The sequence below is a fragment of the Xanthomonas hawaiiensis genome (assembly GCF_031834635.1).
Taxonomy (GTDB): Bacteria; Pseudomonadota; Gammaproteobacteria; order Xanthomonadales; family Xanthomonadaceae; genus Xanthomonas_A; species Xanthomonas_A sacchari.
The window spans coordinates 2,516,729-2,530,380 of sequence record NZ_CP115873.1; the positions used below are offsets into that span (position 1 = coordinate 2,516,729).

The window sequence follows — 13,652 nt, forward strand, 5'->3', positions numbered from 1 at the left end:
GCGCCGCGCATTCACTGCGCAGCCAGCACCAGCCGCGGATGCGTGGCCGGCGCCACCTGCTGGCGCGCGCGCAACCAGGCGGCCAGCTCACGCGGCGGCAACGGCCGCGCGTGCAGATAGCCCTGGATCTCGTCGCAGCCCTGTTCGCGCAGCAGTGCCTCTTCCTGCACCGTCTCCACGCCCTCGGCCACCACCTGCATGCCGAGTGCGTGGCCGAGCTGCACGATCGCCTGGGTGACCTTGGCGGTGCCGCTGTCGTGCAGCATGTCCTGCACGAAACTGCGGTCGATCTTCAGGCGCTGCACCGGGAAGCGGTTGAGATAATGCAGGTTGGAGAAGCCGGTGCCGAAATCGTCGACCGCCAGCAGCACGCCTTCCTGTTCGAACAGTTCGAAGCAACGGCGCAGCGACTCGCTGTCGCGGATCAGCGCCGATTCGGTCAGTTCCAGTTCCAGCCGCTTCGGCGACCAGCCGTTGCGCTGGCACAGCTCGATCACCCGCTCGGCGAAGCCGCGGTCGCGCAACTGCATCGCCGAGACGTTCACCGAGACCCGGTCGAAGCTCAGCCCCGCCGCGTCCCAGGCCGCGGCCTGGCGGCACGCCTCGCCGATCACCCAGTCGCCCAGGCGCACGATCTCGCCGCATTCCTCGGCGATGGGAATGAACTCGGCCGGGTTGCAGTGGCCGTGGCCGGGGCGGTGCCAGCGCAGCAGCGCTTCCACCGCCGGCGCGCGCTCGCCCGCCGCATGCACCAGCGGCTGGTACACCAGCGAGAATTCCTCGCGGTCCAGCGCGCCGTGCAGCGCATGCTCGATCTCCAGGCGCCGCTGCGCGCGCAGCAGCACGTCCTGGCTGTAGTAGTGGCAGGTGTTGCGGCCGGATTCCTTGGCCGCGTACATCGCCGCATCGGCCGCACGCAGCAGGCCATCGAAGTCCTGGCGCCCCTCCTCCATCAGCGCGATGCCGATGCTGGCGCCGATCTTGATCACGTTCTCGCCGCTGTGCAGCGGCTCGGCCAGCGCCGCGATCAGCTTGCGCGCCACATGCCCGGCGTCGCCCGGCTCGGCCAGGTCGCGCAGCACCACCACGAACTCGTCGCCGCTGAAACGGCCGAACAGATCGCTGGTGCGCAGTTGCTGGTGCATGCGGGTGGCCGCCAGCTTCAGCAGCGCGTCGCCGGTGGCATGGCCGAAGGAATCGTTGATGCTCTTGAAGCCGTCCAGGTCGACGAACAGCATCGCCAGCGTGGTGCCGCGCTCCACCGCCTCGTGCATCGCCTTCTCGGCCTGCTCGCGCAGCAGTTGCCGGTTCGGCAGGCCGGTCAGCAGGTCGTAGTGGGCCAGCAGCTCGATGCGCTCGCTGGCCTCGCGCTCGCGGGTGATGTCGCGGAACAGCACCACGAACCGCGGCGGCAGGCCGTCGCGCTCGTCCAACTCGATCAGCACCTGCACCCAGATGCGCTGCCCCGAGGGGCGGTGGAAGCACAGGTCCAGTTGCTCCGGCAGGCCGCCCTCGGCGATGCGCACCAGCGCCGACTCGAACGCATCGCGCGAGTCCTGGGTATACAGCGCCAGCGCGTGGTCCAGATCGATGGCCTCCTTGCGCAGGCCATGGATGCGGTAGCACTCCTCGGTCCACTGCATGCGCCGGGTGCCGACCTCGATCTCGCAGCCGCCGATCTTGCCCAGCGCCGAGACCCGGTTGAGCAGCTCGGTGCGCCAGCGGATCAGCGCGTCGGTCTGGCGCTGTTCGGTGATGTTCTGCACCTGGCCGAGCACGCGCTGGATGCGGCCGTCTGCCTCCACCTGCGGCTGCGCCCACACCCGCAGGTGCAACGGTGACTCGCCGCCGCGCACCAGCTCGACCTCGAAGTTGGCCGGCTTGGCCTCGCGGGCCATGCGCCGCCACACCGAGATCAGCTGCGCCATCGAATCGCGGCTGAGCAGGCGCAGCCAGCCGCGGCTGCTCGGCGCCTGCTGTTCGTCCAGGCCGGTGACGCGCAGGAACTCGCGCGAGCACCACACCCGGTCGCGCAGCGGGTCCCAGGACCAACTGCCCATGCGGGTCATGCGCTGCGCCTCGCGCAGCAGGGTCTGCTGGTCGCGCAGGCGCTGCTCGAGCAGTTTCTGCTCGTGGATGTCGGTGTGCGTACCGATCATGCGCAGCGGGCTGCCGTCGGCGGTGCGCGCCACGATCCGGCCGCGGTCCAGGATCCAGTGCCATTGCCCGTCCTGCCGGCGCAGGCGGAACTCGCACATGTAGGTTTCGGTGCGGCCCTCGAAATGCGCGCGGATCGCCTGGCGCAGGCGCTCCTGGTCGTCGCCGTGGACCAGCGGCAGCAATGCGTTCAGGCCGTCGGCCGGGGCATCGCCCGCGTAGCCGAGCATCCGCTTCCAGCGCTCGGAGCGGAAGATGGTGTCGCTGGGGATGTCCCAGTCCCACAGGCCGTGCTCGGCGCTGTCCAGGGCGATCTCCCAGCGGGTGGCGCCGTCGCTGCCGACCGGTTCGGGCACGCTGAGGGTATAGGCCAGCAGGCCGCCGCTGTCGTCGCGGACCGCGCGCAGCCAGCCATCCAGGCGTCGCCCGGCGGTGCCGGGCAAGGCGCAGGCCAGCATGGTCTCGCCGCCGAGCAGGCGCTCGCGGGCCGCACGCAACAGCTCGGCGTACGCCTCCACGGTGCGCGGCAACTCCAGTGCCTGCGCTGCCCGGTTCGCCGCCAGCGGCCTGCCATCGGCGTCCAACAGGACGAGCGCCGAGGTGAGCGGGTGCTGCAGCAAGCTTGCGATGACGCCTTGATCCACGCCGAGATACTCCGTTTCGCCGCCCTGAAGGCCAGCGGTCGAAGGTGATAACGGCATCCGGTGGCATTAATTGAGCGCCGGCAGCGCCCGGCGATGGGCCGCGGCGGCCGTCAGCGGCTAAGATGTCCGCCGGACACGGACCACCGCAGCAGGCTGCCGGGGCATGCAACCACAACGCGACAGTTCCCTGCCCCCCCAGGCGACCTCCGGCATGCGCCTGGCGCAGCGCCTGGACCGCGGCATCTGGCGGGTGGTGCTGCTGTATGTCCTGCTGGGACTGGCGCTGTCGATCGGTAGCGACCTGGTTCTGGCGCATTTCGTAGACGATCCCCGCACGTTGATCGTCCTGCAGCTGGCCAACGACGCCCTGTTCCTGGCCCTGACCGCGGTCGCCCTGTACTACCTGCTGCGCCCGCTGGTGCGCGCCGCGGTGCAGGCGCACACCCGGCTGGCGCTGTCGGAGGCCGGCTACCGGCAGATGTTCCACGCCAATCCCAGCCCGATGCTGGTCTACGACCTGGAAAGCCTGCGCATCCTCGACGTGAATCCCACCGCGGTCGCCTTCTTTGGCTGGTCGCACGACGAGTTCGTCGGCCTGGAGCTGGCGCGGCTGTGGCCGCCCAGCGCCAGCGCCCGCCTGGCCGAGGTGATCGAGACGATCCGCCAGACCCCGTCCAAGACCTGCGTGGTGGCCGAGCCGCTGCGCCTGCGCGACGGCAGCCAGTGCATGGCCGAGGCGCGCAGCACCAGCCTGGACTACCACGGCCGGCAGGCGCGGCTGGTGGTCATCAGTGACCGCAGCGCCGAATACGACGCGCAGCGCCGCCGCGACCAGGCCCTGCAGCATCTGCAGGAGGCACAGTCGATCGCGCGGTTGGGCTCGTGGCAACTGGACCGGACCAGCGGCCTGGGCAGCTATTCCGAGCAGGTCTACCGGATGCTCGGCCGGCGCGTGCCGGAACAGCCGCGCCAGCACCGCCTGGAAGAACTGCTGGTCCCGCCCGACGTGGCCTCGCAGGCACGCATCCAGCGGGTGATCGAGGACCTGTGCGGCAGCGCGCCGCTGCAGTTGGACATGCTGCTGCCGGTGCTGGCCGCCGATGGTCAGGCGCGCATGCTGCACCTGCGCGCCGAATCGTCCAGCGACGACGAAGGCGGCGCCTGCGTGCACGGCACCCTGCAGGACGTGACCGAGCACGAGCGCTCGCGGCGCCTGCTGCACGAGCGCGAGGAGCAGTTCCGCGAACTGGTGCGGGTGCTGCCGGACGGGGTGGCGATCCTGCACCAGGAACACGTGCTGTACGCCAACGCCGCCTGCGCCGGACAGTTCGGCTTCGAGGGCGAGAACCTGCTCGGCGAGCCGCTGCAGGGCCTGGTCGACAGCGCCGACCTGGCGCTGGTGCGGCAGCGGATGGGCGCGGCCGGGGCCAAGGGCGAACGCGGCGCCACCGCGCGCATGTGCCGTCGCGACGGCTCGCTGTTCCATGCCGGGCTGTCGTTCGGCAACGTCCGCTACAGCGGCCGCGACTGCAAGCTGATGATCGTGCGCGACCTCAGCGAACCGGAGCGCATGCGCGACGCGCTGGCGCAGAGCAACCGCGAACTGCAGGCGATGGCCCGGCGCCTGTTCTCGCTGCAGGAAGACGAGCGCCGGGCGATCTCGCGCGACCTGCACGACGACATCGGCCAGGCGATCACCGCAATGAAGCTGTCCGCGCACGCGGCGCTGGACGAGACCGACGCCGAGCGCCGCCGCGAGGACCTGAGCGAGATCGTGCAGCTGGCCGACAGCAGCATCACCAAGCTGCGCAACCTCTCCACCCTGCTGCGGCCGCCGCAACTGGACGCGCTGGGCCTGGAGGCGGCGCTGCGCTGGCAGGCCGGCATGCTGTTCCGCGCCTCGCCGGTGCACCTGCACCTGGACATCGCCGCCCTGCCCGAGCGCCCCAGCGGCGAGGTCGAACAGGCCTGTTTCCGCATCGCCCAGGAGAGCCTGACCAACGTGCTGCGCCATGCCAGCGCCGGCGAGGTGCGGATGACCCTCGGCGACGAGGAACGCCAGCGCCTGCGCCTGGAAGTGGTCGACGATGGCGACGGCTTCGATCCGGCCGGGCCGCGCGGCCTGGGCCTGATCGTGATGCGCGAGCGCGCGCAGAGCGCCGGCGGTACCCTGCAGATCGACACCGCCCCCGGCGCCGGCACCCGGGTGACGCTGTGCCTGCCCTACACCACCGCGGCACCACCGTCGCCCCCGCCTGGAACCTGAGCCGATGTGGAATCCCGCCAGCGCCGTACCCGTGGACGACGAACTGCCGTCGCGCCTGGGTGCGGGTCATCCCGCCCTGACCGGCATGATCGCCGAGGCGCTGGCCGGCGGGCCGGGGGTGATGTTGCTGCACATCGACATCGACCACTTCGCCTCGATCAACGAGAACATGAGCCCGGAGGTCGGCGACCAGGCGCTGGCGCTGCTGGCGCACCGGCTGCAGGCGCATCTGCGCGGCCGCGGCCTGCTGTGGCGCCACGGCAGCGACGAACTGGTGATGGCGGTACCGCGCACCGCCGACGTGCCGCCGCCGGAAGCCTTCGCCGAGGAGATCCGGCAGCAGATCGAACTGCCGCTGTCGGTGCTGCCGTACACCCTGTTCATGACCGGCAAGATCGGCGTGAGCCTGTGCCCGGAGCATTCCACGCGGCTGTCGACCCTGCTCGACTTCGCCGAGGACGCGGTCTACCAGGCCGCCCGCGAAGGCGGCAACCTGGTGCGCCTGTACGCCGCCGACGGCCCGCCCAGCGCGCACAGCGAGAGCATCATCTCGCGGCAGATCGTCGACGCCATTCCCAACGGCGAACTGCGCCTGCGCTACCAGCCGATGGTCAGCGCCCGCGACGGCCGCGTGGTCGGCATGGAATCGCTGCTGCGCTGGCAGTCGCCGACCCTGGGCATCCTGGTGCCGGAGCGTTTCATGCGCACTGCCGAGCGCCTGGGCGTGATCGTGCAGATCGGCACCTGGGTGATGGAAGGCGCGCTGCGCCAGGCGCGGCTGTGGCGCGACCAGGGCTTCGACGACTTCACCATCGCGGTCAACGTCTCCACCCTGCAGCTGCTGCGCCCGACCTTCTTCAACGAGGTGATGTCGGCGCTGCAGGCGGCCGGGGTGCCGCCGCAGATGGTGGTGCTGGAGATCAACGAGAGCGCGCTGACCAACAATGTCAACTTCGTCCACGAGACCCTGGCCAACCTGTGCCGCGAAGGCATCAGCCTGAGCCTGGACAACTTCGGCACCGGCGATTCCAGCCTCAGCGCGCTGGTGCGCTACCCGGTGGACAAGCTGAAGATCGACCGCAGCTTCATCAAGAGCGCGCCGGCCGGCAACCGCGAGGCGGCGATCGCCCGCGCGATCATCGCCATGGGCCACCAGCTGGGCATGGTGGTGATCGCCAACGGCGTGGAATCGCAGGCGCAGCTCGGCTTCCTGCGCCGCAACGACTGCGACATCTTCCAGGGCTACCTGTTCGGCGAACCGATGTCCGCCGAAGCGGCGGGCATGGCCCTGCGCCGGCGCTACCTGCGCCCGGAATCGTTCACCGAGACCCGCCCGGACCGCACCCTGCTGCTGCTCGACGACGAGGAGAACGTGCTGCGCTCGCTGGTGCGCCTGTTCCGCCGCGACGGCTACCGCATCCTCGCCGCCGGCAACGTCCGCGACGCCTTCGACCTGCTCGCCACCAACGACGTGCAGGTGATCCTGTCCGACCAGCGCATGTCCGACATGAGCGGCACAGAGTTCCTGGGCCGGGTGAAGATGCTCTACCCCGACACCATCCGCCTGGTCCTGTCCGGCTACACCGACCTGGCCACCGTCACCGACGCGATCAACCGCGGCGCGATCTACCGCTTCCTGACCAAGCCCTGGAACGACGACGAACTGCGCGAACACATCCGCCAGGCCTTCCGCACGCACGACGAACAGCGGCGGGATGCGGGGCCCTGAGAGGCCGGGAATCGGGAACGGGGAATCGGGAATGGGAAAAGCCGCATCGCGGCTTTTCTTTTTTCAGGTCAGGTCAATGTGCGACATCGGCGGCACGGAAAGCCAACAGCGGCAGCGCTCCCGCTTTTCCGATTCCCCATTCCCGATTCCCCATTCCCAGCTACTTAGGCTGCCTCACCGGAATCACGATCCGGAACGTGGACCCCTCGCCGACGACGCTGCTCACGTCGATGCGGCCGTGGTGCTTGTTGATGATGCCGTAGGAGATCGACAGGCCCAGGCCGGTGCCGCTGCCGACCGGCTTGGTGGTGAAGAACGGGTCGAAGATGCGCTGCAGCAGGTCCGCCGGAATGCCGGCGCCGGAGTCCTTGAACTCGATCCACACCTCTTCGCCGTCCTGGCCGGTGCTGACCACGATGGTGCCGCGCTCGCCGATCGCCTGGCCGGCGTTGAGCAGCAGGTTCATGTACACCTGGTTGAGCTCGGACGGCAGGCACTCCACCAGCGGCAGGTTGCCGTAGTGACGCTCCAGGGTGACCTTGTACTTGAGCTCGTTCCAGATGATGTTGATCGTCGATTCCAGGCCCGAGTGCAGGTCCACCAGCTTCCACGACTCCTCCCGGCCGGAATAGGAGAAGTCCTTGAGGTCGCGGACGATGCGGGTCACCCGCTCGATGCCTTCGCGCGACTCGGCCATCAGTTGCGGCAGGTCGCGGCTGATGAAGTCGATGTCGAAGCGGTTGCGGATGTCGTCGATTTCCGGGATCAGCGCCTTCGGATCCGGCGCGCGCAGGGCGCGCTCGTAGGCCTCGATCAGGGTGAACAGGCTGCGCAGGTATTCCTGCAGGCTGCCCAGGTTGGAATGGACGTAGCCGATCGGGTTGTTGATCTCGTGGGCGACGCCCGCGGCAAGCTGGCCGATCGAGGCCATCTTCTCCGACTGCAGCAGTTTTTCCTGGGCGCCGTTGAGGCGCAGGTAGGCCTGGCGCAGTTCGGCGTGGCGCTGCTGCAGTTCCTGTTCGTAGTCCTGCTGGCCTTCGATGCCCTGGATCAGCATCAGGTAATGGCCGCCGTCCGCGTCGGCATGGAAGTACAGATGCGCCAGCACCACGTGCTGTTCGGTCGGCAGGCTGCCGCTCCAGCGGCCGCTGCTGCGCGCCTGCGACAGCGCATCGCCCGGCAGCCACTGCGCCAGATGCGCGGCCAGGCCGCCGGTGTCGGCGCCGGACAGATGGCGGCGTGCGGCGCTGTTGGTCAGCAGCAACTGGCCGTCGGCGCGGAACAGCACCACACCTTCGTACAACAATTCGCTGAGGGCGAGCAGGCTCGCGCGCGCGGGCAGGACCAGCGGGGCGTTGGGATTGATTTCGGCGAAATTCACGACAGGCCGTGGGCGATCGATGGATGCCCAATATACGCCGTTGCCGTCGGCGGATGCGCGCCCCGCACTGGGACGCGCTGCGACTTACGCGATCGCCAGGGGACGCTGGGCGAGCGACGTGCTGGACTGGCCGTTGGCGTCGTAGGACGAGGCGCTCTCGCTGCGGCCGAGGTGGCGCAGCGCCCAGTTGACCTCGCGCCGACGCCGCGACAGCAGCGCGCCGTTGGCGCGGTTAGCGTCGGCCAGTTCGCGCAGCCGCAGTTCGGCTTCGGCACCGGCGGGCACGTCGGCCTCCAGTGCGCGCAGTGCCGCCAGCTTGGCGCTGGTCGCCTGCATCAGGCCTTCCACGTTGTGATCCAACAACGCCTGGCGCTCGCCGGCGAGCGCGTCGCTGAGCTGCTGCAGGGGGTTGGTCACGGACATGTTCATGCGCTGAGTTGCCGATCCATGTCGATCATGCGGCTGGCGATCGCGTCGGGATTGATCTTGTAGCTGCCGTTCTGCAGCGACGAGCGCACGGCCTCGACGCGGCTGCTGTCCACCGCCGGAGCGGCCGAGAGCTGGCGTTGCAGGGTCTGCAGGCCGGAGGCCTCGCCGGTCAGGCGCAGGCTGTCGGTCGCTGCGGCCGCACCGACCGCACGGTCCTTGCCTTCCTCGGACGCGCCGGAGGCGGCCTTGGTCGAGACGGACGAGGTGCGAAGGGTGGCCGGGCTCGGCAAATTCCCTTCAATTTTCTGTGTCATGGCGGAAATCCTGTTACGGGTTCGGTGTAGGTAACGGCACAGCGTCGGAGAACTTTAGCCGGATTCTTAGCGCGTCACTAAAACGTCGCCGTTTTGTGACACAGTTCCCTGAACGATGCGTTTGGACGACAGGTTTTCGACGGTCACCCGCTCGTTTTCGCCCGCATCGCCCAGTGCACGGCCGGACATGCGCACTTCCAGGCCACCGCTGCGTGCCACCAGCGCCACATTGTCGCCGCGCCGGACCAGCCGCGGCGCGACCAGGTCGGTGGCGGACAACAAGGTGCCGGCCGGCAGAGTTCGCCGCACCACCTTGCCGATCGCCGCCTCCGGCTCGGTCATCGCGGCGCCGACGATGCGCGCCGCGTCGCGCTTCTCGGGGACGATATCGGCCGCGCCGATGGTTTCTCCAGCGGACAGACCGCGCGCCAGTACCAATACGTGCTGCATGCGCCGTACCTTGACCGGCACGAACAACCGCCAGCCGGTGTCGCGCGGGCAACTCACTTCCACGGTCGTGGTCCCGGTCGGCTGGGCCTGCAGCGGCACCGGGCACAGCGGCACCCGGACCGACGGGTCCAGGGTCGCCTCGGCATCGGCGTCGGCCCCGGCCAGGGACAGCGCCGCGGCACGGATCGAATCCACCGACTGGAAGTCCGCGGCCCAGGCCGGCGTCGCCGCCAGCAGGACCAGCAATAGGATCGGGCGCATGGCCGTCTCTCTCGGAAAGGTCGCCGACACCATGCAAAGGCCGTGCCGCAAACCGCAGCCCCGATCCGCAGCACGCCCTCAAGTTCCACCGCGAAGGCGCCGATATGAACGCCATGAGTCATGACCTTCTCAACCGAATCGACCAGCGCACCCGCTTGGCGGGCCACAACCGGCTTGCCCTGCTGCTGTTCCGGCTGGGCGGTCGTCAGCTTTTTGGCGTGAACGTCTTCAAGGTGCAGGAAGTGCTGCGCCGGCCTGAGCTGTTCCAGGTGCCGGGGCTGCCGCTGCAATTCTCCGGCGTCGCCGACGTGCGCGGGCGCTCGGTGCCGGTGCTCGACCTGGGCCTGGCCATCGGCCACCCGGAGCGCGAGCCGAACGCGGACACCGCACCGGGCTATCTGGTGGTGACCGAGTTCAACCGCTCGGTGCAGGGCTTCCTGGTCAGCGGCGTGGAGCGCATCGTCAACATCGCGGTGGAAGACATCCATCCGCCGCCGGAACTGGGCGCCGAGTCCAGCTACCTGACCGCGGTGACCCGTTTCCAGGGCGAACTGATCCAGGTGATCGACGTGGAAAGCGTGCTGGCCGACATCGCTCAGACCCGAGTCGAGGCCAACCTGGATCCGTCGCTGGCGCTCACCGGCCCGCAGCTGCAGGTGCTGGTGGTCGACGACTCGCGGGTGGCGCGGCAGCAGATCCGCAGCGTGCTGGACCAGCTCGGCGTCGCCGCGACCCTGCTCTCGGACGGTCGCCAGGCGCTGGACCATCTCTTGCAGATCCACGCCGCCGGCGAGAATCCGGCCGAGCGCTACGCCATGGTGATCTCGGATATCGAGATGCCGGCGATGGACGGCTACACGCTGACGACGGAAATCCGCCGCCATGCCGGCCTGGCCGGCCTGTACGTGCTGTTGCACACCTCGCTGTCGGGCGTGTTCAACAACGCCATGGTCGAGCGCGTGGGCGCCAACGCCTTCGTCGCCAAGTACAGCCCCAACGAGCTGGCCGAGTACGTGCTGGCCCGGTTGCGGGTGGTCGCGGCGGCAGCGCAAGCGGCCGCCTGACCCGGGCGCCGCGCCTGGCCGCGCGGCCTGCCTGACGTTCTAATAGAGAGAGAGCGGGCGCTGCCCGCCTCCCGAGTCCCCTGATCTCACGGGCCTTGCGCCCGGCTTTGGCACGCGCCTTGCCTGTGGTTTCGGCAACGAACCGCGGGATCGTGCCATGTCCAATCCGATCACAGGCTATTTCGGCGTCCACGGCGACGCCCTGCCGCTGCGCGAGCAGCGCATGAAGCTGATCGCCAGCAACCTCAGCAATGTCGACACGCCCGGGTACAAGGCCCAGGACCTGGACTTCGATGCCGCGATGCGTGCGGCGCAGGGCCAGCGCGAGGGCACCCAGCTCGCGGTGGACGACAGCCGCCATATCGCCGTCGGCGGCGATGGCCTGAACCCGTTCCAGGTCACCCGTGCCGCCAGCCAGCCGAGCATGGACGGCAACACCGTCGATCCGGACGCCGAGCGTGCCGCCTACGGCCGCGCCGCGCTGGAGTACCGCGCCTCGCTGAGCTTCATCGAGTCCAAGGTGCGCACCATGCTCACCGCGATCACGGGCCAATAAGCATGAGCAACCTGCCGATCTTCGACGTCGCCGGCTCCGCGCTGCAGGCGCAGTCGGTGCGCATGAGCACCATCGCCAGCAACCTGTCCAATGCCGATTCGGTGGCCGGTTCGGCGGAGGCGGCCTACAAGCCGATCGAGCCGATCTTCCAGGCGGTGCGCAACCCGCACGACAGCAGCCTGACCTCGGTCAACGTCAAGGAAATCGCGACGACCAACGCACCGCCGATCAAGCGCTACGAACCCGGCCATCCGCTCGCCGATTCCGACGGCTACATCTATTCGCCCGATGTGGATCCGGTGTCGCAGATGGTCAACCTGATCTCCGCCTCGCGCAATTACCAGGCCGGCGTGGAGGTCCTCAACACCGCCAAGGAACTGGCGCTGGCCACTCTGACCATGGGCCGCTGATCCGCCCTCCCTCCGCCGCGTCACGTTCCAGGACCGCTTCCATGACCAGCGTCACCAGCTCCACCGACACCACCTATTCCAGTCTGGGCCTGAGCGCCTCGAGCAACACCAGCACCACCAGCGGCAAGGCGCTGCAGCAGGCCGACTTCCTCAAGCTGATGACCGAGCAGCTGCAGCACCAGGATCCGCTCAAGCCGATGGACAACAGCCAGATGGTCGCGCAGATGGCGCAGCTGTCCACCGTGCAGGGCATCGGCGACCTCAACAAGACCGTCACCGCGCTGTCCTCGTCGATGAGCACCGACCAGGTGCTGCGCGGCGCCAACCTGATCGGGCACAAGGTGCTGGTGCCGTCGGCCTCGCTGCCGCTGGCCGCCGAGGGCAGCACCGGCGGCCTGGTCGCGGCCAAGGCCGCGGGCGTGGTCGACGTCACCGTCAGCGATGCCAACGGCCAGCCGATCAAGAAGATCAGCCTGACCGCCGACAAGGCCGGCCAGCTCGACTTCGCCTGGGACGGCACCGACGCCAGCGGCAAGCGCATGCCGGCCGGCAGCTACAGCATCACCGCTGGGCAGACCGATGCCCAGGGCAACCAGTTGTCCCTGTCCACCTACGTCCAGGCGCCGGTCGAGAGCGCCATCATCGGATCGGACGGCATCTATCTCGACCTGACCGGGCTCGGCACCACGCCGCTGACCAACGTCCTCCGCGTCAGCTAGCCCCGCGCCGACCATCCACAGGAGTCCACCATGGGTTTCAACACATCGCTGTCCGGCCTCAGGGCGGCCAATACCGACCTCAACGTCACCGCCAACAACATCGCCAACGCCAACACCACCGGCTTCAAGGGCTCGCGCGCCGAGTTCGCCGACCAGTTCACGCTCAACGGCTACGGCCTGGCGCGCAACGCGGTAGGTTCCGGCGTGCGCGTCAGCAACGTCGCCCAGCAGTTCTCGCAGGGCACCATCGATCCGACCGGGCGCAGCCTGGACCTGGCCATCTCCGGCTCCGGCTTCTTCACCCTGTCCAACAACGGCGCACGCGTGTATTCGCGCGCCGGCAACTTCCAGACCGACGCCAACGGCTACGTGGTCAATCCGCAGGGCGCGCGGCTGCAGGTGTTCCCGCCGGCGAGCAACGGCAACGGCTTCGCCGCCGGCACCCTGACCGACCTGCAGCTGCTGACCACCGACAGCCCGCCCAAGCAGACCAGCACGGTCAACCTGACCTTCACCCTGCCCGGCAACACCCAGCCGCCGACGGTGGCCACGTTCGATCCGAACGACGCCAACAGCTACAACAACTCCAGCGGCGGCACCACGGTCTACGACTCGCTGGGCGTGGCCCACGTGCAGACCTCGTACTTCGTCAAGACCTCCACACCCAACCAGTGGACCGTCTACAACTACGTGGACGGCGTCGCCGCCGGCGGCGCCAGCACGCTGCAGTTCTCCAACAGCGGCGCGCTGGTCAGCCCGGCCGACGGCAAGATCGCGCTGGGCACCTTCACCCCCGCCACCGGCGCCGGTACCTTGTCGCTGAACCTGAATGTGTTCGGCTCGACCCAGTACGGCGAAACCTTCGCCCTGCGCGGCGCGACCCAGGACGGCTACGCCAGCGGCAAGCTCAACTCGATCAGCATCGACGAAAAGGGCATCGTCTACGCGCGCTACTCCAACAACGCCGACAAGGCGCTGGGCCAGATCGCGGTGACCAACTTCGTCAATCCGCAGGGCCTGAGTTCGCTCGGCGACAACGCCTGGGCGGAAAGCTCGGCCTCGGGCATCGCCCGCACCGGTTCGCCGGCGACCTCGGACTTCGGCAGCGTGCAGTCCGGCGCACTGGAATCGTCCACCGTCGACCTGACCGAGCAGTTGGTCAACATGATCGTCGCGCAGCGCAACTTCCAGGCGAACTCGCAGGTGATCTCGACCCAGGATCAGGTCACGCAGACGATCATCAATATGCGTTAAGGCTGGGATTGGTGATTC

The 13,652-nt window shown here is 68.8% G+C and carries 12 protein-coding genes; 7 read left to right on the plus strand and 5 right to left on the minus strand.

The features are described 5' to 3' along the window. Positions 1 to 11 precede the first annotated feature (11 nt). Entirely contained in the window at positions 12 to 2,801 is a 2,790-nt protein-coding gene (locus tag PG878_RS10845) for a sensor domain-containing protein (RefSeq protein WP_209029257.1), read from the minus strand. A 163-nt stretch (positions 2,802 to 2,964) separates the two neighbouring features. Here PG878_RS10845 and PG878_RS10850 point away from each other — a divergent pair, with 163 nt between their 5' ends. Both PG878_RS10850 and PG878_RS10855 read left to right on the plus strand, forming a co-directional pair. Then, positions 2,965 to 5,067 (plus strand): PAS domain-containing sensor histidine kinase, encoded by a 2,103-nt coding sequence (locus PG878_RS10850; RefSeq protein ID WP_244672392.1) that lies wholly within the window; start codon positions 2,965 to 2,967, stop codon positions 5,065 to 5,067. Between the two features lie 4 nt (positions 5,068 to 5,071). Next, complete coding sequence (locus tag PG878_RS10855) at positions 5,072 to 6,796, plus strand: EAL domain-containing protein (protein WP_010341742.1); 1,725 nt, start codon at positions 5,072 to 5,074, stop codon at positions 6,794 to 6,796. A 160-nt stretch (positions 6,797 to 6,956) separates the two neighbouring features. Here the strand turns inward: PG878_RS10855 and PG878_RS10860 are convergent, their stop codons facing one another. The 4 genes from PG878_RS10860 to flgA all read right to left on the minus strand — a co-directional run bounded on the left by PG878_RS10860 (position 6,957) and on the right by flgA (position 9,631). Next, positions 6,957 to 8,177, minus strand: a complete 1,221-nt coding sequence (locus PG878_RS10860) for an ATP-binding protein (RefSeq protein ID WP_209029256.1) — start codon at positions 8,175 to 8,177, stop codon at positions 6,957 to 6,959. A gap of 84 nt (positions 8,178 to 8,261) precedes the next feature. Continuing rightward, complete coding sequence (locus PG878_RS10865; RefSeq protein ID WP_209029341.1) at positions 8,262 to 8,600, minus strand: flagellar protein FlgN; 339 nt, start codon at positions 8,598 to 8,600, stop codon at positions 8,262 to 8,264. A gap of 2 nt (positions 8,601 to 8,602) precedes the next feature. Continuing rightward, positions 8,603 to 8,920 (minus strand): flagellar biosynthesis anti-sigma factor FlgM, encoded by a 318-nt coding sequence (flgM, locus tag PG878_RS10870; RefSeq protein ID WP_010341747.1) that lies wholly within the window; start codon positions 8,918 to 8,920, stop codon positions 8,603 to 8,605. Between the two features lie 66 nt (positions 8,921 to 8,986). After that, complete coding sequence (flgA, locus tag PG878_RS10875; RefSeq protein WP_209029339.1) at positions 8,987 to 9,631, minus strand: flagellar basal body P-ring formation chaperone FlgA; 645 nt, start codon at positions 9,629 to 9,631, stop codon at positions 8,987 to 8,989. Between the two features lie 113 nt (positions 9,632 to 9,744). Between flgA and PG878_RS10880 the strand changes: the two genes are divergently transcribed. The 5 genes from PG878_RS10880 (at position 9,745) to flgE (ending at position 13,634) form a co-directional block, all read left to right on the plus strand. Continuing rightward, positions 9,745 to 10,695, plus strand: a complete 951-nt coding sequence (locus tag PG878_RS10880) for a chemotaxis protein (protein ID WP_209029255.1) — start codon at positions 9,745 to 9,747, stop codon at positions 10,693 to 10,695. 157 nt (positions 10,696 to 10,852) lie between these two features. Then, the gene (gene flgB, locus PG878_RS10885; RefSeq protein WP_019800421.1) at positions 10,853 to 11,251 is read left to right on the plus strand and encodes a flagellar basal body rod protein FlgB; all 399 of its coding nucleotides are present in this window, start codon (positions 10,853 to 10,855) and stop codon (positions 11,249 to 11,251) included. A 2-nt stretch (positions 11,252 to 11,253) separates the two neighbouring features. Next, a complete protein-coding gene (flgC, locus tag PG878_RS10890) occupies positions 11,254 to 11,661 on the plus strand; it encodes a flagellar basal body rod protein FlgC (RefSeq protein WP_019800422.1) in 408 nt (135 codons plus the stop codon). 41 nt (positions 11,662 to 11,702) lie between these two features. Continuing rightward, a complete protein-coding gene (locus PG878_RS10895; protein WP_209029254.1) occupies positions 11,703 to 12,380 on the plus strand; it encodes a flagellar hook capping FlgD N-terminal domain-containing protein in 678 nt (225 codons plus the stop codon). A gap of 30 nt (positions 12,381 to 12,410) precedes the next feature. Further along, positions 12,411 to 13,634: a flagellar hook protein FlgE gene (gene flgE / locus PG878_RS10900; RefSeq protein WP_209029253.1), complete on the plus strand. Its 1,224-nt coding sequence runs from the start codon at positions 12,411 to 12,413 to the stop codon at positions 13,632 to 13,634. Positions 13,635 to 13,652 lie beyond the last annotated feature (18 nt).